Here is a 25,973-nt window from a genome sequence, read left to right as displayed (position 1 = left end):
TTAAGTAGTCCCGCTCCGTTCAGTGCCGCGGTTGGATCCCGGCCTTCGGGCCGGGGTGATCAAGAGCACGTGCCGCGGGACCAAGTTAGGGCTGCCTAACTGGCCTGCGGCCAACCACGCGACAAAGATGAAACTGTTGCGAGAGGAGTCCTGCCATGAGCACTGTGGACAGCTTCGGTTCCAAAGGCGTACTGAATGTAGCCGGCACCGATTATGAAATTTTCCGGTTGAACTCCGTAGAGGGCGCAGACAGCCTTCCGTTCAGCCTCAAGGTATTGCTTGAAAACCTCCTGCGGACCGAAGATGGCGCCAATATAACGGCTGACCACGTCCGCGCCCTGGCCGGTTGGGACCCCAATGCGGAGCCCGACACGGAAATCCAGTTCACCCCGGCCCGCGTCATCATGCAGGACTTCACCGGCGTTCCCTGCGTAGTGGACCTTGCCACCATGCGTGAAGCCGTGAAGGAACTCGGCGGCGACCCCAAGCGCGTCAACCCGCTGGCACCTGCCGAAATGGTCATCGACCACTCCGTCCAGATCGACGCCTTCGGCAACGCCGGCGCGCTGGAGCGCAACATGGAGATCGAGTACCAGCGCAACGGTGAGCGTTACCAGTTCCTGCGCTGGGGACAAACCGCGTTCGACGACTTCAAGGTTGTTCCCCCGGGAACCGGAATCGTCCACCAGGTCAACATCGAATACCTGGCACGCACCGTCATGACCCGTGAAGTGGACGGCGCGCTCCGCGCTTACCCGGACACTTGCGTTGGTACCGACTCGCACACCACCATGGTCAACGGCCTGGGCGTGCTGGGTTGGGGCGTCGGCGGCATCGAAGCCGAAGCAGCGATGCTCGGCCAGCCTGTTTCCATGCTCATCCCGCGCGTCGTTGGCTTCAAGCTCAGCGGCAGCATCCCCGCCGGTGCCACCGCTACCGACGTCGTCCTGACCATCACCGAAATGCTGCGCAAGCACGGTGTTGTGGGCAAGTTCGTTGAGTTCTACGGTGAAGGCGTAGCCGCCGTGCCGCTGGCCAACCGCGCCACCATCGGCAACATGAGCCCGGAATTCGGTTCCACCGCAGCCATGTTCCCGATCGACGACGTCACCCTCGACTACCTGCGCCTGACCGGCCGTTCCCAAGAGAACATTGCACTGGTTGAGGCTTACGCCAAGGAACAGGGCCTCTGGCACGATCCTTCCCGCGAACTCCGCTTCTCCGAGTTCCTGGAACTGGACCTCTCCACCGTGGTTCCCTCCATCTCCGGCCCGAAGCGTCCGCAGGACCGCATCGAGCTCAGCGATGCGAAGGAGCAGTTCCGCAAGGACATCCACAACTACGTCACCATCGAAGACGGCAGCGTGGATGAGGCGCTTGACGAGTCCTTCCCGGCATCGGACGCTCCGTCCTTCACGCACGCGGACTCGCACACCACCGAGACCGCACGCGCTGCCTCCGCGGCCAACGGTGCGAACGGCCGCCCGTCCTCGCCCGTCCAGGTAAAGACGGCCGATGGCCGCGAGTTCGAGCTGGACCACGGCGCCGTTTCGATCGCGTCGATCACCTCCTGCACCAACACGTCCAACCCTTCGGTCATGCTTGCTGCCGCGCTCCTGGCACGCAACGCCGTGGACAAGGGCCTGACGTCCAAGCCGTGGGTCAAGACTTCCGTCGCACCCGGCTCCAAGGTCGTCACGGACTACTACGAGAAGTCCGGCCTGACCCCGTACCTGGAGAAGCTCGGCTTCTACATCGTCGGTTACGGCTGCGCCACCTGCATCGGTAACTCCGGCCCGCTGGAGCCGGAAATCTCCGAGGCCATCCAGGCCAACGACCTCTCCGTTACGGCTGTCCTGTCGGGTAACCGCAACTTCGAAGGCCGCATCAACCCTGACGTCAAGATGAACTACCTGGCCTCCCCGCCGCTGGTCATCGCGTACGCCCTGGCCGGCACCATGGACTTCGACTTCGAAACCGATGCCCTTGGCACGGACTCCGAAGGCAACGAGGTATTCCTCAAGGACATCTGGCCGAACCCCACCGAGGTGCAGGAAGTCATCGACTCCTCCATCGACGAGGGCATGTTCGCCAAGGGTTACGAGGGTGTCTTCGAAGGTGACGAGCGCTGGAAGGCCCTCGATACCCCCGCCGGAGATACCTTCGCTTGGGCAGAGGACTCCACCTATGTGCGGAAGCCCCCGTACTTCGAAGGCATGAAGGCCCAGCCGGACCCCGTCCAAGACATCACTGGCGCCCGCGTCCTGCTGAAGCTCGGCGATTCGGTCACCACCGACCACATCTCCCCGGCCGGCTCCTTCAAGTCGGACACCCCTGCCGGCCAGTACCTGCTGGCCAACGGCGTGGAACGCAAGGACTTCAACTCCTACGGCTCGCGCCGTGGCAACCACGAGGTCATGATCCGCGGTACGTTCGCCAACATCCGCATCAAGAACCAGCTTCTGGACGGCGTCGAGGGTGGCTTCACCCGCGACTTCACCCAGGACGGCGGTCCCCAGGCCTACGTTTACGACGCAGCCCAGAACTACCAGGCAGCCGGCACTCCGCTGGTTGTGCTGGCAGGCAAGGAATACGGTTCCGGTTCGTCCCGTGACTGGGCAGCCAAGGGCACCGCGCTCCTGGGTGTCAAGGCAGTCATCGCCGAAAGCTACGAGCGTATCCACCGCTCCAACCTGATCGGCATGGGCGTCCTTCCGTTGCAGTTCCCTGCAGGGGAGTCCGCTGCGACCCTCGGCCTGACCGGTACGGAGACCTTCTCCGTGGAGGGCGTGACCGAACTCAACAACGGCACCACGCCCAAGACGCTGAAGGTCACTGCAACGGCCGAGGACGGATCGTCCAAGTCCTTCGACGCAGTGCTTCGCATCGATACCCCGGGTGAAGCCGATTACTACCGCAACGGCGGTATCCTGCAGTACGTGCTTCGCCAGATCTCCGCATAAGGAATCGGCAGGCCTACCGCCGAATTACCCGCCAGGCAGCCCCTGCTGGTCCTCGACCGGCAGGGGCTGCCTGCTTTTTATGGCCGGTCCAGCCACGCACGGATCATGGCGGCGGCGTCCATGGGCTTCAAGGGTGCGGGCAACGCGCTAAAGTTAACAAGCACGTCATTCACGTAAGGAGGGCCTTTGGGACTCTTGGAAACCATCAAGGATCCGCAGGACCTGGCCGGCCTGACCAGCTCCGAATTGGATCAGTTGGCCGGCGAGATCAGGGACTTCCTGATCACCAACGTAGCCGCAACCGGTGGTCACCTGGGGCCCAACCTTGGCGTTGTGGAACTGACCATGGCGGTGCACCGGACCTTCGAATCGCCACGGGACAGCATCGTCTTTGACACAGGCCACCAGTCCTACGTGCACAAACTGCTGACGGGCCGGCAGGATTTCAGCACGCTGCGGCAGCAAGGCGGCCTGTCCGGCTACCCGGACCGTGCCGAGTCCGAGCATGACATCGTCGAAAGCTCCCACGCATCCTCGTCCCTGTCATGGGCGGATGGCATTTCCAGGGCCCGGCAGCTGACCGGCGAAGGCGACCGGTTCGTCGTCGCCGTCGTCGGCGATGGAGCGCTGACGGGTGGCATGACGTGGGAAGCCATCAACAACATCGCTGCCGATAAGCGCCGGCGCGTGGTGATTGTGGTCAACGACAACGGACGCTCCTATGCACCCACCGTTGGCGGCCTTGCAGACTACCTTGCCTCGCTGCGCCCCACCATCGATTCCCTCCGCACTGCTCCCGCCTACGAAGGCATGCTGGACTGGTGGAAGAAGCGCCTCCAGAACGGCGGGCCGGTAGGGCAGTTCACGTACAAGAGCCTGCACGCGATGAAGAAGGGCATCAAGGACTGGTGGGCGCCCCAGGGCATGTTCGAGGACCTTGGGATGAAGTACATCGGCCCTGTTGACGGGCATAACCTCCAGGCGCTGGAACACGCCCTGAGTACCGCCAAGGCGTACGGCGGTCCGGTGATCGTCCATGCCATGACGGAGAAGGGCCACGGGTACGCCCCGGCTCTGGCCAACGAGGCCGACCAATTCCACGCAGTCGGGATCATCGACCCGGAGACCGGAGAGTCCACCGAGACCCCGGGCGCGCGCTCATGGACGTCGGTCTTTGCCGAGGAGATCGCGGACATCGCGGACGAACGCCAGGACATCGTCGGCATCACCGGGGCCATGTTGATCCCCGTGGGACTGCACAAGTTCGCCGAGCGCCACCCCGAACGCGTCATCGACGTCGGCATCGCCGAACAGCACGCGCTGACGTCTGCAGCTGGAATGGCCTATGGCGGCCTCCACCCCGTGGTGGCTGTGTACGCCACCTTCCTGAACCGCGCTTTCGACCAGTTGCTCATGGACGTGGCGCTTCATAAGGCCGGCGTCACGGTGGTCCTGGACCGCGCCGGCGTGACCGGTCCTGATGGGCCCAGCCACCACGGCATGTGGGACATGGCAATGGTGCAGATTGTCCCGGGCCTGCATCTGGCTGCGCCCCGCGATGCAACCCGGCTCCGCGAAGAACTCAGAGAAGCCGTGGCCATCAATGACGCTCCAACGGTGGTGCGCTTCTCCAAGGGCAGCGTCGGCAAGGAAGTCGAAGCGATCGAGCGGCTCAAGGACGGCGTCGACGTCCTGGCGCGCCGTCCGGAAGGGTCCACGGAAAACGACGTCCTGATCGTCAGCGTGGGAGCCATGTCCGAACTCGCCTTGGACGTGGCCGGCCGCTTGGGCGCCCAAGGCATTAGCTCCACGGTGGTGGATCCGCGCTGGGTCCTGCCGGTCCGGAAGTCGATCATTGCCCTCGCTGCCCGGCATCGCTTGGTGATCTGCATCGAGGACGGAGTCCGTGCCGGCGGTGTGGGCTCGCGGATCCGGCAGGAAATGCGTGCTGCGGGAGTGGACACCGCCCTCAACGAAGTCGGGTTGCCGGTGGAGTTTCTCGTCCACGGGTCCCGCAGCCAAGTCCTGGAGCGCGTCGGCCTGACGGCCCAACAGATAACCCACGACGTCGTTGCCCAGGTTTTGGGCACCAAGGTCCCCTTTGCGCGGCCCTTGCCAGGCCAGGCCCACCCCACCACCGGCAGCTTGCCCACGTTGTGAGCGGGGGACGCGAGCCCGGAGTGCTGCAGCCCGGCGACCTGGTGGTGGCACGGAACAGGAAGTGGGACGGGAGGGCCCACTGGGTAGTACCGGGAAGATACCTCGGCGAGGACATTCACGGATGGTGGATCTTCCAAGGCAAAGGTGAATTCTGTGCCCGCCCCGGAGCTGCCTTCTACACAGCCTCGGACGCCTTGCTGCTGGTGCCCCGAACAGGGGAGTACGTTGCTACGTTCTACGACGACACGTACCCCGGCGACTTCCGGATCTATGTGGACCTTGCCACCGCCCATGAATGGAAGACCATCCGCCCGGGCGTGACGGAGTTCCACTTGATCGACATGGACCTTGACGTGATCAGGTCGACCGTCCGTGGCGTCTTCGTCGACGATGAGGATGAGTTCGAAGAGCACCGCATACATATGGGCTATCCCGGGGAAACTGTCTCAGCCATGCGCACTGAGTGCGCGGTTCTCCTGGCGGCAGTCAGCACCATGGAAGCACCCTTTGATGTTGCCTCACCAGGAAGCGCCAGCGCCGAATGGTTCACGAAAGGACGGGCATGAGCGGAATCATCCGCATGTACCAGCGCGATGAGGACGGAGTCCTGCATTTCCGCGAAGCATGGTTCGACGACGAGGACCGGCACTTTGTGGTCAACCACGGCGTGGTCGGGCACCAAAGCCGGACCGAAGAATCGGAAATCGGGGAGGACACCTCGGTGGACGGACTGATGGCTGCGTTCGCTGCGCAGTGCGAAGAGGACGGCTACGCGGAGATTCCTCCATCCGAACAGTTCTGGGTGGTGGCGCAGTTCGCGTTGAAGACCAAGGACGGCACCGAACGTGATCGCTACTTGGAACGGAATGCCAAAGCGGCACTCACCGCGGAGCTCGCCTGGCGGGGCCTCGGGACGGTGGAACGCTCAGAGGTAGGGAACTCGCGGCTGAACATCTTCTGCCTCTGCCCGGACGTCAATAAGGCCGTCAACGCCATCAAAGTCTGTATCCGCAACGAGGACCTTGATTTCACCAAGCTCAGCATCGCAGCGGCCCCGCATGGCGAACCGACCGGGTTTAAGTTGAAGCACTCGCCCCGGAAGGGTGCTGGCTTTACGCTCTAAGTACAAGCGACCGCACCAGGAGGGACCGTTCCATGCCACAGAAAAGCAACTGGCCCGGACATACGCCGCTGCCAAAGGGCCTCGCAGCTCCGGCCAGGCGGGCGTTGGCCCACGAGGGCATTGAAACCTTGGAACAGTTGGCAGCGTTCGGTGGGCTGGAGGCCTCGAAACTGCATGGATTGGGCCCCGTGGCCATAGCCCAGTTGGAGGATGCGATGGAAGAATCCGGCATCTCCTACGGAGCCGTCCGGGGGGACTGAGTTCCCGCGCCGGTGCCCCGGCCGCACGTACTAGGCTGGGGCCATGACTGAATATCGACGCCTTGGCCGCTCCGGACTGACCGTCTCCGTCGTGGGGCTGGGCTGTAACAACCTCGGCCGCGCCAATACGCCTACGGAATCCCAGGAGGGCACGGACGCGGTGGTCCATGCCGCCCTCGACGCCGGGGTGACGTTCTTCGATGTTGCCGATGCGTATGGTCGGGAAGCCGGCCTCAGCGAGACGATGCTGGGGAAAGCCCTCAAGGGAAACCGGGGGGACGTGGTCATTGGCACCAAATTCGGCATGGACATGAAGGGCGCCAACGGCAAGGACTTCGGGGCACGGGGTTCCCGGCGGTACATTGTGCGGGCCGTGGAAGCTTCCCTGCGCCGTTTGGACACCGAATGGATCGACCTTTACCAGTACCACACCCCGGACCACGCAACACCGGTGGACGAGACCCTCGCGGCCCTGGATGATCTGGTGACCAGCGGCAAAGTCCGGTACATCGGGCACTCCAACTTTGCCGGATGGCAGGTGGCGGAAGCAGAGTACGTGGCACGCCAGCTTGGTGGATCCCGGTTCATCTCGACCCAGAACCACTACAACCTGCTGGACCGCCGTGCGGAACTGGAGATCCTTCCCGCGGCCGAAGCTTTCTCCTTGGGTGTGCTGCCGTACTTCCCGCTGGCCAACGGCCTCCTCACGGGTAAGTACTCGGCGGGGAAGGCCCCGGAGGGATCCCGCTTGAGCCACACCCGCACGCATCTGGTCCATGACGCGGATTGGGACCAGTTGGGCCGGTATGGACAGTTCGCCAAGGAGCGCGGCCTGAGAGAGGTGGAGCTTGCCTTCTCGTGGCTTGCCGCCCAGCCGTGCGTGGCCAGCGTCATCGCAGGGGCCACCAAGCCGGAGCAGATCCGCCAAAACGCCGAGGCCGTCCGCTGGGTGCCCTCGCAGAGCGACCGGGACGAACTCGATGACATTTTCCCGAAAACTCCCAAGGTTGCACTCTTCTAGTTCTTGATCAGACCAGAGGACAGTGCCAACGTCAAAGGCCGTGGACCACGGGTCCACGGCCTTTGACGTTGCTGCGGTTAAAGCGCCGCTGAGGCGACACCCGGTGCGTGGAAACGCTTCCCATTGACCCGCTCCGACGCCCCCACCCGGTCCAGGTATGGAGTGATTCCGCCGAGGAACATGGGCCATCCGGCACCGAGGATCATGCAGAGATCGATGTCCTCAGGACCTGCCACGACGTTTTCGGCCAGCATGAGCCCGACCTCTTCGGCGAGGGCATCCTGGGTCCGACGCAGGACCTCTTCCCCGGTGGACGGACTCTGGCCGAAGGACAGAATGGCGAGTGTCTCCTCGGGGAGGACAGGCGCACCATCGGGGCCTGCAACCCACAGGGACTTCACGCCGTTGTCGATCAGCTTCTGCAGGTTCTGCGACACCGGGAAGCGGTCGCCAAAGGCCGCATGGAGTGACTCCTGGACATGCTGTGCCACGGGCAGACCCACCATGGCACTCAGGGTGAACGGCGTCATGGGCAGGCCCATGGGGCGCAGCGCCGTGTCGGCCACCTCTGCGGGAGTTCCCTCGTCGAACGCTGCAATGACTTCGCCCGTCAACCTCAGGAGGATCCGGTTCACAACGAAGGCCGCAGCGTCCTTGACGAGGACTGCGGTCTTCTTGAGCCCCTTGGCGAGTTCGAAGGCCGTGGCGAGGACGGCGTCTTCCGTCTTCGGTGCCCGCACTATTTCGAGCAGCGGCATGACTGCCACGGGGTTGAAGAAGTGGAAGCCCACCAGGCGCTCGGGATGCCGGAGGTCCTCGGCCATGGCTGTCACCGACAGGGATGACGTGTTCGTTGCCAGGATGCACTCGGGGGAGACGATCGCCTCCACTTCGGCGAAGACCTGCTTCTTGACGCTGAGTTCTTCGAAGACCGCCTCGATCACAAAGTCGGCGTCGCTGAAGGCCTCCTTGGACACCGATCCGGTGACCAGTGCCTTCGTCCTGTTCGCGGCATCGGGGCTGATGCGCTTCTTGCCGAGCAGCTTGTCCACTTCGGCGTGGACGTAGGCCACACCCTTGTCGACGCGGGACTGGTCAATGTCGGTCATGACCACGGGGACCTTCAGCTGCCGTGCGAAGAGAAGCGCCAGCTGGCTGGCCATGAGGCCTGCACCGACGACTCCCACTTTGGTAACCGGCCGGGCCAGCTTCCGGTCCGGCGCACCGGCCGGCCGCTTGGACCGCTTCTGGACGAGGTCCAGGAAAGCGTAGACCGTGGCGCGGAATTCGTCCGACTGCATCAGGTCCGCCAGCGTCCGGCACTCAAGGGCAGCCGATTCCGCCTGGGTCATGGTCCGGTTGGCCTCCATGATGTCCAGCACCTTGCCCGGGGCGGGCGCTGCGTTGGAGATCTTTGCTTCCACCACGTCCCTGCCTGCGGCCACGGCGGAGGCCCAACGCTCTGCCACGGCGCGGTCGGCAGGATCGACGGCGTTCTGCCGGTCGGGGGCGGTACGGCCGGAGATCACCCCGGCGGCCCAAGCCAGGGATTGCTCAAGGAAGTCGGCGGGTTCGAACATGGCATCGGCAATTCCCAGCTCGAAGGCTTGGGGACCCGTCAGCGTCTTGTTGTTGTTGAGGGCGTTCCCGATCATGACCTGCACGGCGTTTTCCGGGCCGATCAGCCTGGGGAGGATATAAACCCCGCCCCAACCCGGTACCAGGCCCAGGAACGCCTCGGGGAGCGCCAAGGCGCCTGCGCCGGTGGACACCGTCCGGTACGTGGACTGCAGCGCTATCTCCAGCCCGCCGCCGAGGGCGAGGCCGTTGATGAACGCGAAGCTGGGGACACCCAGGTTGGCGAGCGTGCCGTAGACCTCGTGGCCGAGTTGGGCCATCCACAGGCCGTGTTCGCGCTCCTTGAGGGTCTTGACCGCGGAGAGGTCTGCACCCGCCACCAGGAAGTAGGGTTTTCCGGTGACGCCTACGCCCACGATCTCACCCGTGGCGGCCCGGTCCCGAAGGGCTTCCAGGACGCCGCCAAGTTCGACGAGGGTATTGGGCCCAAGGGTGGTCGGCTTGGAATGGTCCAGTCCGTTGTCCAGGGTGATGACGGCGAAGGTCCCGGCACCGTCGGGAAGCTCGATGTCCTGCACATAGGAGTGCGTTACCACTTCGTCCGGAAACAGGGCGGCAAGCTTCTGGAAATCGTTGGCGCTCATGCGGCGGCTCCTTCTTCGGAGGTGGAATCGGTGGTGGAGGTGGCTCCATAGTCTGCGTGGTGCGGGTTCTCCCAGATCACGGTGGCGCCCATGCCAAGGCCGATGCACATGGTGGTGATGCCGTACCGCACGGAAGGGTCCTGTTCGAACTGCCGCGCCAGCTGGGTCATCAGCCGGACCCCGGAGGAAGCGAGGGGATGTCCGACGGCGATCGCGCCGCCATAGCGGTTCACCCGGGGATCGTCGTCCGCGATGCCAAAGTGGTCGAGGAAGCTCAGGACCTGGACTGCGAAGGCCTCATTGATTTCAAAGAGTCCGATGTCCGTGATGTCCAAGCCTGCATTCTTCAGCGCCTTTTCGGTGGCAGGGACCGGTCCGATTCCCATGACCTCCGGCTCCACGCCGGCAAAGGCGTAGGACACCATGCGCATCTTTACGGGGAGGCCGAGTTCGCCCGCTGTGTCTTCGGCCGCGAGCAGGGCTACGGTGGCGCCGTCGTTCAATCCTGCCGCGTTGCCGGCGGTGACCCGGCCGTGGGCCCGGAAGGGCGTCTTGAGCCCGGCCAGATCCTCCACGGTGGTTCCCGGGCGGGGAGGCTCGTCTACGGAGTGCACGGTCCATCCCTGGCCCGGCTTCATGGTGGCCACCGGAACAAGGTCGCCCTGGATCTGTCCTTCGGCGTAGGCCGCCGCAAGCTTCGCCTGGGAGGACGCAGCGTAGGCGTCCGCGCGCTCCTTGGTGATGGCGGGGAACCGGTCGTGCAGGTTCTCGGCCGTGTTGCCCATGTTGAGTGCGGCCGGATCGACGAGGCGTTCGGACATGAAGCGCGGGTTGGGATCAGCGCCGGCACCCATGGGGTGGTTGCCCATGTGTTCCACTCCACCGGCGATCACGACGTCGTAAGCGCCGAAGCCGATGCCGCTCGCCGTCGTCGTGACTGCGGTCATGGCGCCTGCGCACATGCGGTCGATCGCGAAGCCCGGAACGGTCCGGGGGAGACCGGCCAGAAGCGCGGCCGTGCGGCCGATGGTGAGGCCCTGGTCTCCGGTTTGCGTGGTTGCTGCGATGGCTACCTCGTCAACGCGTTCGGCCGGGAGGGAAGGATTCCGGCGCATGAGTTCCCTGATGCACTTCACCACCAGGTCATCTGCACGCGTTCCGGCGTAGATGCCTTTGTCTCCGGCCTTGCCGAAGGGAGTGCGGACGCCGTCCACGAAGACGACGTCGCGGACGGTTCTTTGCGCAGTGCGTGATGGACTCATGTGAAACTCCTCGCTGAGACACGGTGCCGGAACCGCAGGGCGGAATCCGGAGGGCATTGCTGCAATGTTACTCACCAGTAACTTTGCGTGCAAGGCCTGCATACGGCAAGAGCCCGCATCCACGAAACGGGGTTCATGAACGCGGGCCTTCAGGTGGCTACGGAGAATCTTTGGGCTTGGGCTCCTTGGCCGGGAGCGGCTGTGGGTTCAGGCATGCCTCGACGATGATCGGGGCGGCGAACGAAATCTGCCATTCGCGGGCTCCCAGGGCGCGCAGTTCGTCGGCGACCGTCCGGTGCGAGACTTCCGACGGCGGCCGCCACAGTACCCGCCGCAGGTAGTCCGGGGTCAGCAGGTTTTCCACCGGCAGCTTCAGCTCGTCCGCCTTTTCCTGGAGGGCAGGCCGGGCAGTGGCGAGGCGGGCGGCCGCTTCAGCATCGCGGTCTGCCCAAACGCGGGGCGGCGGCGGTGCGTTGGTGGGCAGATGCAGCGGGGGAAGCTCGGTCAGCATACGGGCCGCGGTGATGCAGCGGAGCCATCTGGGTGCTTCCCGTTGCGCCGACCTGCCGTGGAATCCCTTGGTGGCCAACAATTGGGGGACCGTGGTGGGCAGGGCTTTTGCGGCGGCCACCAGTGCGGAATCGGGGATGAGCCGTCCCGGTGCTACGTCCCGCTTCCGCGCCAGCTGGTCCCGCTCCAACCACAATTCGCGCACGGCTGCGAGTTGCCGCCGGTCCCTGATCTGGTGGAGCCCTGACGTCTTGCGCCAGGCATCCACACGGGGAGGTGCGATCCCGGCGGCGAGGATACCGGCGAACTCCTGTTCGGCGAATTCCAGCTTTCCGTCGGCTTCCAGGAGTTCGATGAGTTCCTCGCGCAACTCTGCGAGGACCTCGACGTCCAGTGCTGCGTACCGCAACCACGGTTCAGGGAGCGGTCGGGTGGACCAGTCGGCGGCGGAGTGTTCCTTGGCCAGGCCGAAGCCAAGCAATTGCTCGATGACGGCTGCCAGGCCTACCCGGGGCAATCCGGCGAGGCGGGCGGCAAGTTCGGTGTCGAACAGCTTGTCCGGCCACATGCCGAGCTCGGACAGGCAGGGGAGGTCCTGCGTTGCCGCATGGAGGATCCATTCGACGCCGCGGAGGGCGTCATTGATGATGGCCAGGTTCTCAAACGGTTCAGGATCGATCAGCCACGTGCCGGATCCTTCCCGCCGGATCTGGACAAGGAAAGCTCGTTGGCCGTAACGGAAACCCGAGGCGCGTTCGGCATCGACCCCTGCAGGCCCGGATCCGGCGGCAATCGCTGCGGCGCAGCGCTCCAGTCCGGCCATGGTGTCGATGACCGGAGGGACGCCTTCGCGCGGTGAATCCAGTTCGATGATTTCGGGAACGTGGCTGTCGAAGCCGTCCACCTTGATGTGGGTTGTGGGATCAGCAACCGGGTCGCCGGTTGTGGTTTTTTCCAGTTTTTCAGGGGTCATGATTGCTTAAGCTTACCGAGTCCGGCGCGCCGGGGCCGGATCGGGAGTGCAGCGCGGCTTCAGTTGAGCCTCCTGTTGGGCAGTCCCGTCACTCCCGGCGGCAGGGGCGGGAGGCCGGCGAAGGTGCACACCATGTCCGACCAGGCTTCCAGGTGCGCCTGTACATCGGAGGAGGCCGGTGTCCATGAGGCCCGCAGTTCTATGTCAATGGTGTCCGGCCGGTCAGCCAGCGTCCCAAAACTCTCGGAAAGGATCCGCGTGGCCGTGCCACCGGCCGCTTTGTACTGCGCGTTGTGGTTTTCCAACGCTTCCACCAGCCAGGTCCACGCCACTGAGCCGAGCATGGCGTCGTTGCCCATGTCGGCGTCCAGTTGGGCCCGGATATAGGTGACGATCCGGAACTCACCTTCCCAGACCGCCGACCCTTCGGGATCGTAGAGGAGGATGAAGCGGCCTGTAGCGAGTTCGTCGTCTTCGTCGTCGCCGGGGTGCTGACCCTGTTTCTCGATGAAGGCCTTGGCCACGGGACCGTGCACCGGCACGCGGCGGGTGGCTGCCGTGGGCCGGAAGACTTCGGCTCCCAAAGCCACGGCGTACGGCGCGAGCCGTGCCGGGGCGGGGATCTCATCCAGTCGCAATTCGCTGCGGCACTGTGCTTTTCGTAGCGTTCCCAGGGCTGAAAGGAAGTCCGCGGGAACCTGTGAGAGGGCGTTCACCATGGCAGATTATGCGTCCGGGGCGGCGTTTCTGTGCAGGCTCGCCGCCCCGGAACCCAGCCGTTATCCCGCAGCCACTTCCCGCCTGATGGCTGCCACGAACGCGTCGATGTCTTCCTCAGTGGTGTCAAAGGAACACATCCACCGCACCTCGCGCCGTGCAGCGTCCCAATCGTAGAAAGCGAACTGTGAGCGGAGGCGGTCGGCAACACCTTGCGGCAGGATGGCGAAGACGCCGTTGGACTCGGTTGCCTGGGTGGGCTCAACGCCGTCGATCTGATCAACGGCTGCCCGCAGCCGCGTTGCCATGGCGTTGGCATGCGCGGCCGACCGCAGCCAGAGGCCGTCCTCCAGCAGGGCTATGAACTGGGCGGAGATGAAGCGCATCTTCGAGGCCAGTTGCATGTTCATTTTCCGGAGGTACTTCAGGCCGTGGGCTGCCTCGGGGTTCAAGGCCACTACTACCTCACCGAAAAGCAGGCCGTTCTTGGTGCCGCCGAAGGAGAGGATGTCGACGCCGGCGTCGCGGGTAAAGGCGCGGAGCGGAAGGTCGAGGTGGGCGGCTGCGTTGGCAAGCCGTGCCCCGTCCATGTGGAGCTTCATGCCCTTGGCATGCACGTGGTCCGCGATCGCACGGACTTCCTCCGGGGTATAGCAGGTGCCAAGCTCCGTGGTCTGCGTAATGGAGACCACCAGCGGCTGAGCCCTGTGTTCATCGCCCCAGCCCCATGCCTCACGGTCGATCAACGCGGGAGTGAGTTTGCCGTCGTCGGTGGGCACCTGAAGGAGCTTCATGCCGCCGATCCGTTCGGGGGCACCGTTCTCGTCCATGTTGATGTGGGCCGTGGAAGCGCAGATGACAGCTCCCCATCGGGGGAGCAAGGACTGGAGGGACAGCACGTTGGCTCCCGTGCCGTTGAACACGGGGAAACATTCGATCCCGGTCCCGAACTGCTGCTCAAGGACTTCCTGGAGCCGGGCCGTGTAGATGTCCTCGCCATAGGAAACCTGGTGGCCGCCATTGGCTGCGGCCAGGGCAGCAAGGATTTCGGGATGCACGCCGGAGTAGTTGTCCGAGGCGAAGCCACGCACGGAGGGGTCATGCAGCCGGCTGTGATCCGTAGTGCTGCCGTCAAGGTGGATAGCCTGTGTAGTGCTCGTCACTTGTTCATTCACGCTTTCAAGTTTATTTCGCCGGCAGGATGCGTACGGGGCATCAGGCCGCGGTCGCGCCGGTGATGCCGGTGGTGGACTCGATGACGGGGCGCATCTTCTTCTCCAGGGCTTCGTAGAACATGGACAGGGGGAACTCGTCGTCCAGGACCTGGTCGGTGAGCGCCCGCGGCGGTCCCGCCAGCGGAAGGGCATCGGGACCCTTGGCCCACACCGACGCCGGATGCGGAGTGACGGTCCCGGAAATCAGCTGGTAGGCGGCCAGCCAGTGAGCCGTCTTGGGGCGGTCGATGGAACGCCAGTACAGTTCCTCGATGCGGGCGCCCAGTTCAACCACGACGTCGGCAGCTTCCGCCCAGTCGATGCTGAGTTTGCTATCGGTCCAGTGCAGGACATGGTGCTGGTGCATCCAGGCGAACAGCAGCTGGCCGCCGAGGCCGTCGTAGTTTCGCACGCGGCTGCCGGTAATGGCGAAGCGGAAGATGCGGTCGAAGATGACCGCGTACTGCACGAGCTTCGCGTGCCGGCGGGCATCGGGGTCTGCTTCCTCGTCTTTTTCGATGCGGACGGCCTCACGGAACGCCGTCAGGTCGCAGCGGAGTTCCTCCAGGGAGTACAGGAAGAAGGGCATGCGCTGCTTGATCATGAACGGGTCGAACGGAAGGTCCCCGCGCATGTGCGTGCGGTCATGGATCAGGTCCCACATCACGAACGTGCGCTGGGTCAGCTCCTGGTCCTCCAGCAGCTCTGCGGCATCCTCCGGCAGTTCCAGCGACGTCGTTTCCGCGGCAGCCTTGAGCACGCGGCGGAAGCGTGCTGCCTCGCGGTCGGCGAAGATGGCGCCCCACGTGAACGTCGGGGTCTGGCGGACTGCCACTGTCTCAGGGAACAGGACTGCGGAGTTGGTGTCGTAGCCCGCGGTGAAATCGACGAAACGGATCGGGACGAACAGTTTGTTCGAGTACTCGCCGCCCTCCAGGCCGGCAATGAACTCGGGCCAGATGACCTCGATCAGCACGGCTTCCACGAGGCGGTTGGTGCTGCCGTTCTGCGTGTACATCGGGAAGACCACCAAGTGCTGGAGGCCGTCGATGCGCTGCTTCTGGGGTTGGAAGGCCTGCAGGGAGTCAAGGAAATCGGGGACGCCGAAGCCACCCTCTACCCAGCGCGCGAAGTCCGCCACCAGCAACTCGAGGTAGTCGGCGTCGTGGGGGAAGCTGGGCGCCAGGCGGGTGATTGCATCCTGGATGGTGGCAACGCGCCGTGCCGCTTCTGCGTGGGCGGCGGGATCGGCGATGGAGCCGTCCTGCTGCTGGTGTGCCTGCAGTGCTGTTGCTGCTGCCTTAAGGGACTTCCAATCCGCGTTGTCTGCAGTGACGAGCGGACGGGTGGAGGCGGCGATGGTTGTCATGTAACTCGGCCCTTTCGAAGGAGGTAATGCTTCTGAGGCGAGCGTAGCAACGCAGAAGTATCGCTAATTCAAAAAAGGGTCGAGCATAAGAAAGTCTTGGCCATGGCCCTGGAAGCGTGGCCCCAAGGTCCAGCGGAACGCGGACCTGGGCGCGGAATTCCCTCCCGGAAACCCGCGCCCTCCAGCAGTTAGTCCGCGTCGGTTTCCACCAAGCGCAGGGAGATGGAGTTGATGCAGTAGCGCTGGTCGGTGGGAGTGTCGTACCCCTCGCCCTCGAAGACATGCCCCAAGTGCGAATCGCACTTGGCGCAACGAACCTCGATCCGCTCCATGCCCAGTGTGCGGTCATGGAGGTACCGCACGGTGCCCTCGGCCAACGGCGCCCAGAAGGACGGCCAGCCGCAGTGCGAATCGAACTTCTCCCGGCTGGTAAACAACCGGCTTCCGCAAGCACGGCACTGATAGACACCCTCAGTGTGGGTGTCCCAGTACTCGCCCGTGTAAGGACGTTCCGTTCCGGCCTGCCGCAACACCCGGTACTCTTCCGGAGTCAATTCCTGGCGCCACTGGGCATCGGACTTTGCCACGGGCACATCGGTAGCTGGGGTGGTGTTCTCAGATGAGCTCATGTTCTATGCAACGCTCACGAGTCACCGATAAATCCCGAGCCCGCGTAAAGATGCAGCACGGGAAGGCCCAACTGGTCCTGCGCCTTATTGGCCCAGTCCGTGTGGAAGGTATCGGCTATGGCATGCGGACGCGTGACGACGACGGCCTGGGCGGCACCGAGGTCCCGAACCTTGGCAACCAAGCCGGCCACGGCACCGCCGTCGACGATCTCTCCGGTCACGCCCCCGCCCAGGCCTTCCAGTGCCGCCAACGACGTCGCCAGCGTCTCAGACGCGTGCGCCCGCTCCACCTCCGGGTCCGGGGACTTGGCGCCAAGTTCCTTGAAGGCCTTGGCAATATCCAGCAAGGAGAGATTCTCCAGGAAATCAACCAAGAGATGCCGTTCCGTGTTCGCGGGGACCAGGACCACCACCGGAGCGTCACCGCCGTCGAGCAATTTGGCAATGTTGGCACGGTCGTCGGGGCCGAGGGGTTCTTCTGTCAGGATGACGATGGGATCGCTCATGGCTACAGCGTAGACCTGCGATCGCGCACAACGCAGGGTTTTGCCCGCAATTGCGGCATTGCGCCACGGCTACCAGCGAGAATGGAACCATGGCAACCAATTCCCGGTCAGCGAGCGACGCTGCAGACTCCACCCTCAGCCTGCGTACCAAGTGGGCAATCGCCGGAATCCTCACGGGGACCTCATTGGCGGCCTTTGTGGGTGCCGGCTCCTCGGCACTCGCCGTCTACTTCGCCAGGCGCGTCATCACGCCCTCTGCCAAGAACGCTGACCAGGAGGTCCTGGCGGTCATCCAGGGCGACGCGGGCCCGCAGGTCATTCTCGCCGCGACCCCGGACACAACTGTGGACGGCGTGTACAGCCTCTTCTTCGACAACGGCAAGGGGCATGCCAGGATCGGCCGGATTGTTTCCTACTCGCCGGCCGAGCAGACCGTACTGAGGGAGGTGGAAGAGGTCTACTCCGGGAACCTCTCCGAAGCCCGCCGGGGTTGGTGGAGCGGTGCCGCCTACCACCACCCATCAGCCATAGGCGTGGCAGCTGACGAGGTGGAGATCGAGGTGGAAGGCGGGACGGCGCCTGCCTGGTTGATCCGTGCCGAGGCGGCCGCAACCGCTCCTGTCTGGGCCATCATGGTCCACGGCCGCGGAGCCACCCGGATGGAATGCCTGCGTGCCGTCCGGACGGCAAAGGAACTGGGCCTGGACAGCCTGCTGGTGTCCTACCGCAACGACGGCCTGGCCCCTTCGGCCCTGGATGGCCGTTACGGACTCGGCTCCACGGAGTGGCGGGACGTTGAGGCGGCCATCGGATATGCCCTGGACCACGGAGCCCGGGAAGTGGTTCTCTTCGGCTGGTCCATGGGAGGTGCCATCAGCCTGCAGGCAGCGGACCTCTCCAAGCACCGGCAACGGATCCGGGCCCTGGTGCTGGATGCACCCGTGATCAATTGGGTCAACGTCATGGCCCATCACGCGCAGGTCAACAGGATTCCCTACAACGTGGGACGTTATGGGCAGTTGATGCTCGGCCATCCTTTGGGACGCCGCTTGACCGGGCTGGCCGCCCCCGTGAACCTGAAGGCCATGGACTGGGAAGCCCGCGCCGTTGAACTGCGGACCCCCACCCTGCTGATCCACAGCGTTGATGACGAATACGTGCCGTTCGAACCTTCGGCAAGCCTGGCGGAGAAGAATCCGGACATGGTGACGTTCGAGGCGTTCCACGGGTCGCGGCACACCAAGGAATGGAACGTGGACCCGGAGAAATGGGAGCGGATGGTGCGTTCCTGGCTGCTGCAGCAGCTGGCTCCCCGGAACAACCCCGGAGGCACCGGCGCGGACGCCGAACCGGCAGGAGAGGCCGCAGGCCGTTCCTAGTCCTTGGCGGAACCGATTGCGGCGGTCACCGCCCGGGTGAGCCGCACAAGATCGGCTGGAGCCACTTCGATGTCCAGGCCACGCCGGCCGCCGGAGACAAAGATGGTCTCGAAACCCAGGGCGGACTCGTCCAGGACGGTGGGAGAGGGCTGGCGTTGGCCAAGGGGAGAGATGCCGCCCAGGACATAGCCCGTGCGCCGTTCCGCCGCCTTTGGATCAGCCATGGACGCCTTCTTGGCACCCAGGGCACCGGCAACAGCCTTCAAATCCAGGCTGCCGGACACCGGGACAACCCCCACAGCCAGGCGCCCTTCCACCTCCACCATGAGGGTCTTGAAGACCCGGGCGGGATCGATGCGCAGAACCTCGGCCGCTTCCAACCCGTAACTGGGAGCTGAGGGGTCATGAGCGTAGGGGTGGACGACGAAGGGAACGCCGGCCGCAGTCAGTGCTGCGGTAGCCGGCGTTCCCTGGGAAGCCATCTTCTTGGCCATGCTTAGCTTTCCAGCTTGTTGGCCGCTGCGACTTTCCTCTTGATACGTCCCAGCATGGCCGTCATCCCGCGCATGCGCAGGGGAGTGATGGCACGGGTCAAACCCAGCAGCTCCGGCATGTCGTCCGGCACCGCAAGGATCTCCGCCGCGGTCAGTCCGTCCAGTCCCTCATGGAGGACTCCAGCGAAACCACGCGTGGTGGGTGCTTCCGGCGGGGCTTTGAAGAACAGGCGGTAGGCGCTGGGGCCATCCGTTTTCCTCTCCGATTCAATGGTGAGGAACAGCGGCGACTGGCACTCCACCACCTGTTCCAGCAACTCCGGATGGTTCGTCAGCCGTTCCGGCAGTTCGGGCAGGCCACGCGAAAACTCCAGCAGCAGTTGCAGGCGTTCAGGCTCGGACAGTGCCTGGAAGTCGTCGACGATTTCCGCCAGTGCGGTGGGCAAAGTGTTGGTACTCATCACATCCCAGCTTACGCACTAGGTAGCACGATGACGTGCTAGTTACGGACCAGGGAGGCCGGAACGGATCCGCGCTCGGCTCCCTTGACGATGGGAACGCGTACTGCATTGCCCCATTCGGTCCATGAGCCGTCGTAGTTGCGGACGGACTCAAAACCCAGCAAGTACTTGAGGGCGAACCAAGTGTGGCTGGAACGCTCGCCGATGCGGCAGTACGCCACGACGTCGTCACCGGCCTTGAGGCCTGCTTCGCCAAGGTAGAGGGCTTCGAGCTCTTCGCGCGAGCGGTAGGTGCCGTCCTCGGCAGCAGCCTTGGCCCAGGGGACAGAGGCAGCCGTGGGAATGTGGCCGCCGCGCAGCGCGCCCTCCTCGGGGTAAGCCGGCATATGCGTGCGCTGGCCGGTGTACTCCTCGGGGGAACGCACATCGATCAACGGCTTGCCCAGGTGTGCCAGGACGTCTTCCTTGAATGCGCGGATGGGAGCATCGTTCCGCTCCACCTCGGGATAGTCGCCCCGGGCGGGAGCAGGGACGTCGGTGGTGAGTTCACGGCCTTCGGCAATCCACTTGTCGCGGCCGCCATCGAGGAGACGGACATCCTCATGACCGAACAGGGTGAAGACCCACAGTGCGTAAGCGGCCCACCAGTTGGACTTGTCGCCGTAAATGACCACGGTGCTGTCGCGGGAAATTCCCTTGGCGGAAGCCAGGGCGGCGAAAGCCGCGCCGTCGACGTAGTCGCGGGTGACTTCGTCATTCAGGTCGGTGTGCCAGTCGATCTTGACCGCGCCCGGGATGTGGCCGGTTTCGTAGAGGAGGACATCCTCATCGGACTCCACAACCACCAGCTTGCCGTCGGCAACGGCGCCATCGGCCAGCGCTGCCGCGAGCCACTCGGTGGATACGAGGCGTTCGGGGTTCGCATAAGCTGCGAACTTTTCGTTCTGTTCAACGGGGTAGGACATGGTGGTGGCCTTTCACTGACAACGGACGGAGCCAGGCCCAACGTAGCTCCTGTGGCCGGCCCGGCATGTTCACAACACTAACTACCATGCCGGGTTCGTGCTGTTCCGCCGGTCATACGGTGAAACATGGCTTTGGTCACGTGCGCCGTCCGGCCGCCCGCGTTGCCGGTATTCTTGCTGGGGACCCACTACCGGAAGAACGGACCACGCCTGGTGCACATCGAACAACTGACAGCCCGCACGCCGTCAGTCTCTGTGGAGGAACTTCTCAAGGGTTTCTACCCCTCTCCGCGGTTTGGCGAGGTGTCGTTCGACAGTTACCGGCCCGACCCGTCGCAGCCGAGCCAGGCCAATGCCGTCAAGGTGCTGTCCTCCTTCGCGGACGCCGTGGGGGCTGAAGACAACGGCGGTCTCTTCAAGAAGCTGTTCGCCAAGAAGTCCACCTCTCGGGCGGGCATCTACCTGGACGGTGGCTTCGGCGTCGGGAAAACCCACCTCCTGGCGTCCCTGTGGCACCGGTCGCCCGGTCCGAAGGCCTTCGGCACGTTCGTTGAGTACACCAACCTCGTGGGCGCCCTGTCTTTCCGCAAGACTGTTGACGCCCTCAGCAATTACAAGCTGGTCTGCATCGACGAATTCGAACTTGATGACCCCGGCGACACCGTCCTGATGTCGCGCCTCATGCGCGAATTGGCGGACGCGGGCGTCAAGCTGGCTGCAACGTCAAACACCCTGCCCGGCTCCTTGGGCGAAGGCCGCTTCGCAGCCGTGGACTTCCAGCGCGAAATCCAGGTCCTGGCGGACCAGTTCGATGTTGTGCGGATCGACGGCGAAGACTTCCGGCACCGCGGATTGCCTGCAGCTCCTGCACCCCTGAAGACCGAAGAGCTCAAGCACCGGATGCGCAGCGAGTTCAAAGGCCAGACTGTTGCCGTTGACGACTTCCGCACGCTGGTGGACCACCTCGCAGGCGTCCACCCGAGCCGGTACCGGCAGCTGATTTCCGGGATCGACGCCGTGGTGTGGCGTGACGTGGACACCATCACGGAGCAGGCTGTAGCCCTGCGCTTCGTGGTGCTGGCCGACCGCCTGTATGACAAGGACGTGCCGATCCTGGCCAGCGGTGTTCCGTTCGACAAACTGTTCACCGAAGAGATGATGGCCGGCGGCTACATGAAGAAGTACTTCCGCGCCGTTTCCAGGCTCACTGCCTTGGCGCGCGAGGCCCAGAACCACGAGCCTTCCTGACCAGCGGGCCGGGCTTCAGCAGCCACCGGACCAGGATGCCGCACGTCAGAGCCCAGAACGCGGCCCCGATGCCGCCGAAGCTGAGGCCCGAGGCTGCCAGCAGGAACGTAATGCAGGCAGGAACGCGTTCTTCTGCTTCGGCCAGCGCCGAGGAGATGGCAGCGGCCAAGGTCCCCAACAGCGCGAGGCCGGCAACAGCTTCCAGCAATCCCGGCGGAGCCGCCGCAACAACGGTGACCAAGGCGGCGGAAAACACGGCAAGAACCAAATAGGCGAGTCCTGACACGAAAGCGGCGCGCCACCTTTGGCCGGGGTTCCTGCCCGCTTCCTCCCCGGCAGCCAATGCAGCGCTGAGGGCCGCCAAGTTGATGGCATGGCCACCGAACGCCGCCCCCGCCATGGTGCCGGCTCCGGTCATCACCATGGAAGACCGCCATGGGGTGGTGAAACCGAACGACTTGAGGACGGCTACGCCTGGGATGTTCTGCGACGCCATGGTGACGATGAACAGCGGCAGGGCCAGCCCGACCGCAGCCTCCACACTGAAAGCCGGCGTTGTCCATTCAAGCCTGGGCACCAGCGCGTCAGCGGGAAGGTACGTCCCGTTCACGCCAAGATGGATTCCAATCACCGCCAGTGCCACCACCAATGCTCCCGGCACTGCCCACCGGGGAGCGAGCTTCAGCAGGACCAACCAGCACAAGGCAACAGGACCAACCAGCAGCGGCGCCGTTCCCAAGGACTTGAACGGTGCCAGGCACAGGGGGAGCAGGACGCCCGCCAGCATGGCTTGGGCCAAGGCGGTGGGGATCCTTCCCATGAGCCTGCCCAGAACGGGGAGCAACCCGGTCAGCAGGATCAGCACCCCCACCAGCAGGAAGGCTCCTACGGCTGCCGGCCACCCGCCGTCGACCATCCCGGCAGAGGCGAGCAAGGCGGCGCCAGGCGTGGACCACGCCAAGGTCACCGGCATCTTGGAACGCCAGGACAGCCAGAGAATTGCCGCGCCGAACGTCAAAGTCAACGCCAAGAGTCCACTGGCTGCCTGGGATTGAGTGGCTCCCACGGACTGCAATCCTGCCAGGACGACGGCGAACGATGACGTGAAACCCACGAGTGCGGTGACCACTCCCGCTGCGATGGGCGGTCCGAGGCCCTCGCGCCGGGGAGGGTGCTGAATAACGCTGGGGGCGGAAGGCATAGTGACCAAGGTACCGGAAGGCCGCCAGCCTGCCCGCCCCGGGATAGCCAAGCGGATCTACTGGCTGATTAAACGCCAAGGGCACCGGCGTCGCCTCTCGGCGGGACCGGTGCCCCCTTGACGTATCTGTTGCGGCGGCTCAGGCAGCTAGGGCTGCTTTGGCTCATCCGTTGCGGGAGCCGGATCGGCTTCACCGTCGTTCTTGGCCACGAAGTTGGAAGCGGCATTCTGGACTGCATCAACCTGTCCGGCGAACTTGCCGCCGGTCTTCTGGTCGACGAAGTCTCCGGCCTTTTCGATGCCATTCTTGATGGCTTCTTCGTTGCCCTGAATGAGACCCTGAGCCTTGCCCTTCAGGTCGTCAATTAATCCCACGGGCACCTCCCTTCCTTCGCGGAGCCAGTTCGCTCCTCCGCGTCCGACCCTAACACCAGATGGTGGGGGTGCCAAGGACCAGGCGGTTCGCTACGCCAAGGGCTTACTTGTCTCCAGGTGACGCGGGCTGTCCGGGTTCATGAGCGAGTGCTTCCGGCCGTAGAAGTAGTAGATCGCCAGGCCGATGACCAGCCACACGCCGAAGCGCACCCAGGTCTCCCAGTGCAACTGAACCATCAGGAAGGCCGAGGCCAGGACGCCGAATGCGGGGACAACCGGCATGAGGGGGAGCCGGAACGTGCGGGGCGCGTCGGGCTTGGTGTAGCGGAACATGATGACGGATACGCACACCACGACGAACGCCGCGAGGATGCCGATGTTCGTCAGGTCGGCAACTTCCTTGATGGGGAAGATGCCTGCCAGGAAGGCGGAGGCGACGCCGGCGATCCAGGTGACACGTTGGGGCGTACCGTGGCGGTCCGTTTTGGCGAACCAACCGGGGAGGAGGCCGTCACGGCTCATGGAGAACCACACGCGGGTGACACCCAGAAGGAAGGTGAGCATCACAGTGAGGATGGACAACACCGCGAAAACCGAGATGATGGTGGCGATCACCGGCAGTCCGACGCCCGTGAATGCCGAGGCGAAGCCGGCGGCGGGATCGATGTCCTTGTAGTTCTGCATGCCGGTCAGGACCAACGTCGCGGCAACGTAGAGCAGCATCGCGATGACAAGCGACAGGATGATGGCCTTGGGCATGTGCTTCTTGCCGTCCTTGGCCTCCTCCGCGGCTGTACTCATGGCGTCGTAGCCGAAGACGGCGAAGAAGACCGTGGCGGCACCTGCCAGGACCGGACCGAAGCCGCTGGGCATGAACGGGTTGAAGTTCTCGGTATTGATGTAGAAAACGCCCAAACCGATGATGAACAGAATCAGGATCACCTTAATGGCGACCGCTACGAGTTCGAACCGGCCGAAGGTCTTGGTTCCACGGCTGAGGATCCAGGTCACCAGGAGGCAGACCAGGATTGCGGGAAGGTTGATGATGCCGCCCTTGCCCTCATCGGCTGTGGAGGTCATCCAGGTGGGCATGTGGATTCCGATGCCTGAGAGGAAAGCGTCAAAGTATCCGGAGATGCCGATCGCCACCACAGCCACGATGGCGATGTATTCCAGCAGCAGATCCCACCCGATGAACCATCCAATGATCTCGCCGAGGGCAACATAGCCGTAGGTGTACGCGGAGCCGGCGCGCGGAATCATGCCGGCGAATTCGGCGTAGGAGAGGGCTGCCGCTCCGGATGCCAGGCCTGCGATGAGGAACGAGATCAGCACCGCGGGGCCCACCCCGGGATTGCCCTCCGATCCGTGCGCCACCAGCCCGGCAAGGGAGAAGATTCCGACGCCGATGATTCCACCGACGCCGATGGCCGTCAGTTGCCAGAGGCCAAGGCTTTTGAACAGCCCGCTGTGTTTGCTTTCTTCCTCGATGTCGTCGATCGGCTTGCGCCGCATGACGGATTGGGAAGCCGTCTGTTGATTCATGGGGTACTCCTGCCAGTGGCGTGGATTGGTGATGAACTCGCAGTACATTATGCGAGCCCAATCACATTAGATAAAGCGACTTTTTCTTAGCGATATCGGTTACGGCCACTGATGAATTGCAGAAACTGGTTTCTGGCACAAAAAAAGCAGCTCCGGGGAGCTGCTTTTTCTTGGAGCGGACGACGAGATTCGAACTCGCGACATCCACCTTGGCAAGGTGGTGCTCTACCAGCTGAGCTACGTCCGCACATGCTCCTAGCCGGGCTGGAACCCGGCTAGGAACAACAAACAAGTTGCCTTGTTTTGGTGGGCGATACTGGGATCGAACCAGTGACCTCTTCCGTGTCAGGGAAGCGCGCTACCGCTGCGCCAATCGCCCAAGCATCCAGCACTGCTGAAAGCATGGTTTTCACCGAGGTGGGTACGGGATTCGAACCCGTGTATACGGCTTTGCAGGCCGCTGCCTCGCCTCTCGGCCAACCCACCGTGTAAGCAGGATTCCGAAGAATTCTTGCCTGACAGTGCCTTGCGAGCGGACGACGAGATTCGAACTCGCGACATCCACCTTGGCAAGGTGGTGCTCTACCAGCTGAGCTACGTCCGCATTGTTGGTTAGCGTGGGCCGCCTTGCAGGCATTCCGTCGCTTTCCGACGAGTAAAAACTCTATAGGAGGTTCCAGCAATCTCCAAATCGCGCAGCCGCTTTCCACTCGGAGACTGCCCGGATGCCTGGTCTGACGCGGGATTTCGCGTCTTTCACGGCTGTAATTTCAGCTGTGTAGTTCCGGCTCCTGGTTCGTTTTGCATTCCTGCGATGGTGGGCTAATCTTCTATATGCACCGGCCCGTAGTTGCGAAAGCGCGGCAAGGTTCGGGGCGATTGGCGCAGTGGTAGCGCGCTTCGTTCACACCGAAGAGGTCACTGGTTCGAACCCAGTATCGCCCACCAGGAAAAGCCCCCGAGTTACTCGGGGGCTTTTGCTTTTTGGTTTGCTGCTGCGTTGCGGATCGGGCCGCTAACGCCGGATCGGCTACTGCTGCGGATCGACGAGGCCGGCTGAAGCTGCGTCTGTGTCGCCGTCGATCTTCGCTACGTAGTCCGAGGCTGCGCCTTGGACCAGATCCACTTGTTCAGCGAACTTGCCGTCGGTTTGTTCGTCGACGAAGTCGCCCACCTTTTCGATGCCTTCCTTGATGGCCTCTTCCTTGCCGGCTATGAGGTCTCGCGCCTTCTTCTGCAGATTGTTAAAGAGTTCCATGGGTTTCCTCTTCCATGAGTCGTTGTCATCACAGAGCGGGTTCGCTCCAGTGGATCTGTCTGGCAGGGAACGCGTTTGTGTCGCGGCGGGGCCATTATTCGGATGCGTTTCGTCACGA

23 protein-coding genes and 5 tRNA genes are annotated in these 25,973 nt (G+C 63.9%); 9 read left to right on the top strand and 19 right to left on the bottom strand.

Translation table 11 applies throughout. From position 1 onward, the window contains the following. The first annotated feature begins 155 nt into the window (after positions 1–155). The 6 genes from acnA to HMI59_RS12970 all read left to right on the top strand — a co-directional run bounded on the left by acnA (position 156) and on the right by HMI59_RS12970 (position 7,527). Positions 156–2,963 carry an aconitate hydratase AcnA gene (gene acnA / locus HMI59_RS12995; protein ID WP_062096185.1) on the top strand — a complete coding sequence of 936 codons (2,808 nt, stop codon included), beginning with the start codon at positions 156–158 and terminating at the stop codon, positions 2,961–2,963. A gap of 186 nt (positions 2,964–3,149) precedes the next feature. Next, positions 3,150–5,123, top strand: coding sequence for a 1-deoxy-D-xylulose-5-phosphate synthase (gene dxs, locus HMI59_RS12990; RefSeq protein ID WP_062096186.1), 1,974 nt, complete (start codon positions 3,150–3,152; stop codon positions 5,121–5,123). Further along, positions 5,120–5,689, top strand: a complete 570-nt coding sequence (locus HMI59_RS12985; RefSeq protein WP_193591550.1) for a DUF402 domain-containing protein — start codon at positions 5,120–5,122, stop codon at positions 5,687–5,689. The genes dxs and HMI59_RS12985 overlap by 4 nt, the downstream gene beginning before the upstream one ends. Then, on the top strand, positions 5,686–6,246 hold the full coding sequence (locus tag HMI59_RS12980) for a hypothetical protein (protein WP_193591549.1): 561 nt from the start codon (positions 5,686–5,688) through the stop codon (positions 6,244–6,246). The genes HMI59_RS12985 and HMI59_RS12980 overlap by 4 nt, the downstream gene beginning before the upstream one ends. Positions 6,247–6,278: 32 nt before the next feature. After that, positions 6,279–6,506 carry a hypothetical protein gene (locus HMI59_RS12975; protein WP_021473094.1) on the top strand — a complete coding sequence of 76 codons (228 nt, stop codon included), beginning with the start codon at positions 6,279–6,281 and terminating at the stop codon, positions 6,504–6,506. A 43-nt stretch (positions 6,507–6,549) separates the two neighbouring features. After that, complete coding sequence (locus tag HMI59_RS12970) at positions 6,550–7,527, top strand: aldo/keto reductase (RefSeq protein WP_193591548.1); 978 nt, start codon at positions 6,550–6,552, stop codon at positions 7,525–7,527. 77 nt (positions 7,528–7,604) lie between these two features. Here HMI59_RS12970 and HMI59_RS12965 read toward each other — a convergent pair whose 3' ends face one another. The 8 genes from HMI59_RS12965 to HMI59_RS12930 form a co-directional block, all read right to left on the bottom strand. Continuing rightward, positions 7,605–9,749, bottom strand: coding sequence for a 3-hydroxyacyl-CoA dehydrogenase NAD-binding domain-containing protein (locus HMI59_RS12965; RefSeq protein WP_193591547.1), 2,145 nt, complete (start codon positions 9,747–9,749; stop codon positions 7,605–7,607). Beyond that, complete coding sequence (locus tag HMI59_RS12960; RefSeq protein ID WP_193591546.1) at positions 9,746–11,011, bottom strand: acetyl-CoA C-acyltransferase; 1,266 nt, start codon at positions 11,009–11,011, stop codon at positions 9,746–9,748. The genes HMI59_RS12965 and HMI59_RS12960 overlap by 4 nt, the downstream gene beginning before the upstream one ends. Positions 11,012–11,168: 157 nt before the next feature. Further along, positions 11,169–12,494 (bottom strand): HRDC domain-containing protein, encoded by a 1,326-nt coding sequence (locus HMI59_RS12955; RefSeq protein ID WP_166186178.1) that lies wholly within the window; start codon positions 12,492–12,494, stop codon positions 11,169–11,171. 59 nt (positions 12,495–12,553) lie between these two features. Further along, positions 12,554–13,213, bottom strand: coding sequence for a DUF3000 domain-containing protein (locus tag HMI59_RS12950; protein WP_166186179.1), 660 nt, complete (start codon positions 13,211–13,213; stop codon positions 12,554–12,556). A 60-nt stretch (positions 13,214–13,273) separates the two neighbouring features. Continuing rightward, positions 13,274–14,353, bottom strand: coding sequence for a low specificity L-threonine aldolase (locus HMI59_RS12945; protein ID WP_193593760.1), 1,080 nt, complete (start codon positions 14,351–14,353; stop codon positions 13,274–13,276). Positions 14,354–14,426: 73 nt separating this feature from the next. Then, the gene (locus HMI59_RS12940; RefSeq protein WP_193591545.1) at positions 14,427–15,794 is read right to left on the bottom strand and encodes a DUF6421 family protein; all 1,368 of its coding nucleotides are present in this window, start codon (positions 15,792–15,794) and stop codon (positions 14,427–14,429) included. 188 nt (positions 15,795–15,982) lie between these two features. Then, positions 15,983–16,423 carry a peptide-methionine (R)-S-oxide reductase MsrB gene (gene msrB, locus HMI59_RS12935; RefSeq protein WP_031216735.1) on the bottom strand — a complete coding sequence of 147 codons (441 nt, stop codon included), beginning with the start codon at positions 16,421–16,423 and terminating at the stop codon, positions 15,983–15,985. 14 nt (positions 16,424–16,437) lie between these two features. After that, positions 16,438–16,929 carry a hypothetical protein gene (locus HMI59_RS12930; protein ID WP_166186181.1) on the bottom strand — a complete coding sequence of 164 codons (492 nt, stop codon included), beginning with the start codon at positions 16,927–16,929 and terminating at the stop codon, positions 16,438–16,440. An 89-nt stretch (positions 16,930–17,018) separates the two neighbouring features. Between HMI59_RS12930 and HMI59_RS12925 the strand changes: the two genes are divergently transcribed. After that, positions 17,019–18,308 carry a S9 family peptidase gene (locus HMI59_RS12925; protein ID WP_166186182.1) on the top strand — a complete coding sequence of 430 codons (1,290 nt, stop codon included), beginning with the start codon at positions 17,019–17,021 and terminating at the stop codon, positions 18,306–18,308. On the opposite strand, the gene ybaK is transcribed toward HMI59_RS12925, so the two are convergent. From ybaK to HMI59_RS12910, 3 genes are read right to left on the bottom strand one after another with little or no spacing between them, the layout of a single operon-like run. Further along, positions 18,305–18,802 (bottom strand): Cys-tRNA(Pro) deacylase, encoded by a 498-nt coding sequence (gene ybaK, locus HMI59_RS12920; RefSeq protein WP_193591544.1) that lies wholly within the window; start codon positions 18,800–18,802, stop codon positions 18,305–18,307. The genes HMI59_RS12925 and ybaK overlap by 4 nt on opposite strands. A gap of 2 nt (positions 18,803–18,804) precedes the next feature. After that, entirely contained in the window at positions 18,805–19,263 is a 459-nt protein-coding gene (locus HMI59_RS12915) for a SufE family protein (protein ID WP_193591543.1), read from the bottom strand. A 38-nt stretch (positions 19,264–19,301) separates the two neighbouring features. Continuing rightward, the gene (locus tag HMI59_RS12910; protein ID WP_062096202.1) at positions 19,302–20,228 is read right to left on the bottom strand and encodes a sulfurtransferase; all 927 of its coding nucleotides are present in this window, start codon (positions 20,226–20,228) and stop codon (positions 19,302–19,304) included. 210 nt (positions 20,229–20,438) lie between these two features. Between HMI59_RS12910 and zapE the strand changes: the two genes are divergently transcribed. Then, positions 20,439–21,476 (top strand): cell division protein ZapE, encoded by a 1,038-nt coding sequence (zapE, locus tag HMI59_RS12905; RefSeq protein WP_193593759.1) that lies wholly within the window; start codon positions 20,439–20,441, stop codon positions 21,474–21,476. On the opposite strand, the gene HMI59_RS12900 is transcribed toward zapE, so the two are convergent. The 7 genes from HMI59_RS12900 to HMI59_RS12870 all read right to left on the bottom strand — a co-directional run bounded on the left by HMI59_RS12900 (position 21,433) and on the right by HMI59_RS12870 (position 25,201). Then, the gene (locus HMI59_RS12900) at positions 21,433–22,677 is read right to left on the bottom strand and encodes a benzoate/H(+) symporter BenE family transporter (protein ID WP_193591542.1); all 1,245 of its coding nucleotides are present in this window, start codon (positions 22,675–22,677) and stop codon (positions 21,433–21,435) included. The two genes, zapE and HMI59_RS12900, sit on opposite strands and share 44 nt — an antisense overlap. 147 nt (positions 22,678–22,824) lie before the next feature. Beyond that, positions 22,825–23,058, bottom strand: a complete 234-nt coding sequence (locus tag HMI59_RS12895) for an antitoxin (protein ID WP_021473078.1) — start codon at positions 23,056–23,058, stop codon at positions 22,825–22,827. An 84-nt stretch (positions 23,059–23,142) separates the two neighbouring features. Beyond that, on the bottom strand, positions 23,143–24,597 hold the full coding sequence (locus HMI59_RS12890) for an amino acid permease (RefSeq protein WP_069695709.1): 1,455 nt from the start codon (positions 24,595–24,597) through the stop codon (positions 23,143–23,145). Between the two features lie 171 nt (positions 24,598–24,768). Continuing rightward, a tRNA-Gly gene (locus HMI59_RS12885) sits at positions 24,769–24,844 on the bottom strand. A 57-nt stretch (positions 24,845–24,901) separates the two neighbouring features. Further along, a tRNA-Val gene (locus HMI59_RS12880) sits at positions 24,902–24,976 on the bottom strand. A 36-nt stretch (positions 24,977–25,012) separates the two neighbouring features. After that, positions 25,013–25,083, bottom strand: a tRNA-Cys gene (locus HMI59_RS12875). 45 nt (positions 25,084–25,128) lie between these two features. Next, a tRNA-Gly gene (locus HMI59_RS12870) sits at positions 25,129–25,201 on the bottom strand. A 269-nt stretch (positions 25,202–25,470) separates the two neighbouring features. On the opposite strand from HMI59_RS12870, the gene HMI59_RS12865 reads away from it, so the two are divergent. Beyond that, positions 25,471–25,545 (top strand) — tRNA-Val (locus tag HMI59_RS12865). A gap of 82 nt (positions 25,546–25,627) precedes the next feature. Here the strand turns inward: HMI59_RS12865 and HMI59_RS12860 are convergent. Continuing rightward, on the bottom strand, positions 25,628–25,855 hold the full coding sequence (locus tag HMI59_RS12860) for an antitoxin (RefSeq protein WP_193591541.1): 228 nt from the start codon (positions 25,853–25,855) through the stop codon (positions 25,628–25,630). Positions 25,856–25,973 lie beyond the last annotated feature (118 nt).

It is taken from the genome of Paenarthrobacter sp. YJN-5, from assembly GCF_015040095.1.
In the GTDB taxonomy this organism is placed as follows: Bacteria; Actinomycetota; Actinomycetes; order Actinomycetales; family Micrococcaceae; genus Arthrobacter; species Arthrobacter ureafaciens.
Note: the sequence above shows the minus strand (reverse complement) of the source record. Positions and strands in the feature narration are given on the sequence as shown.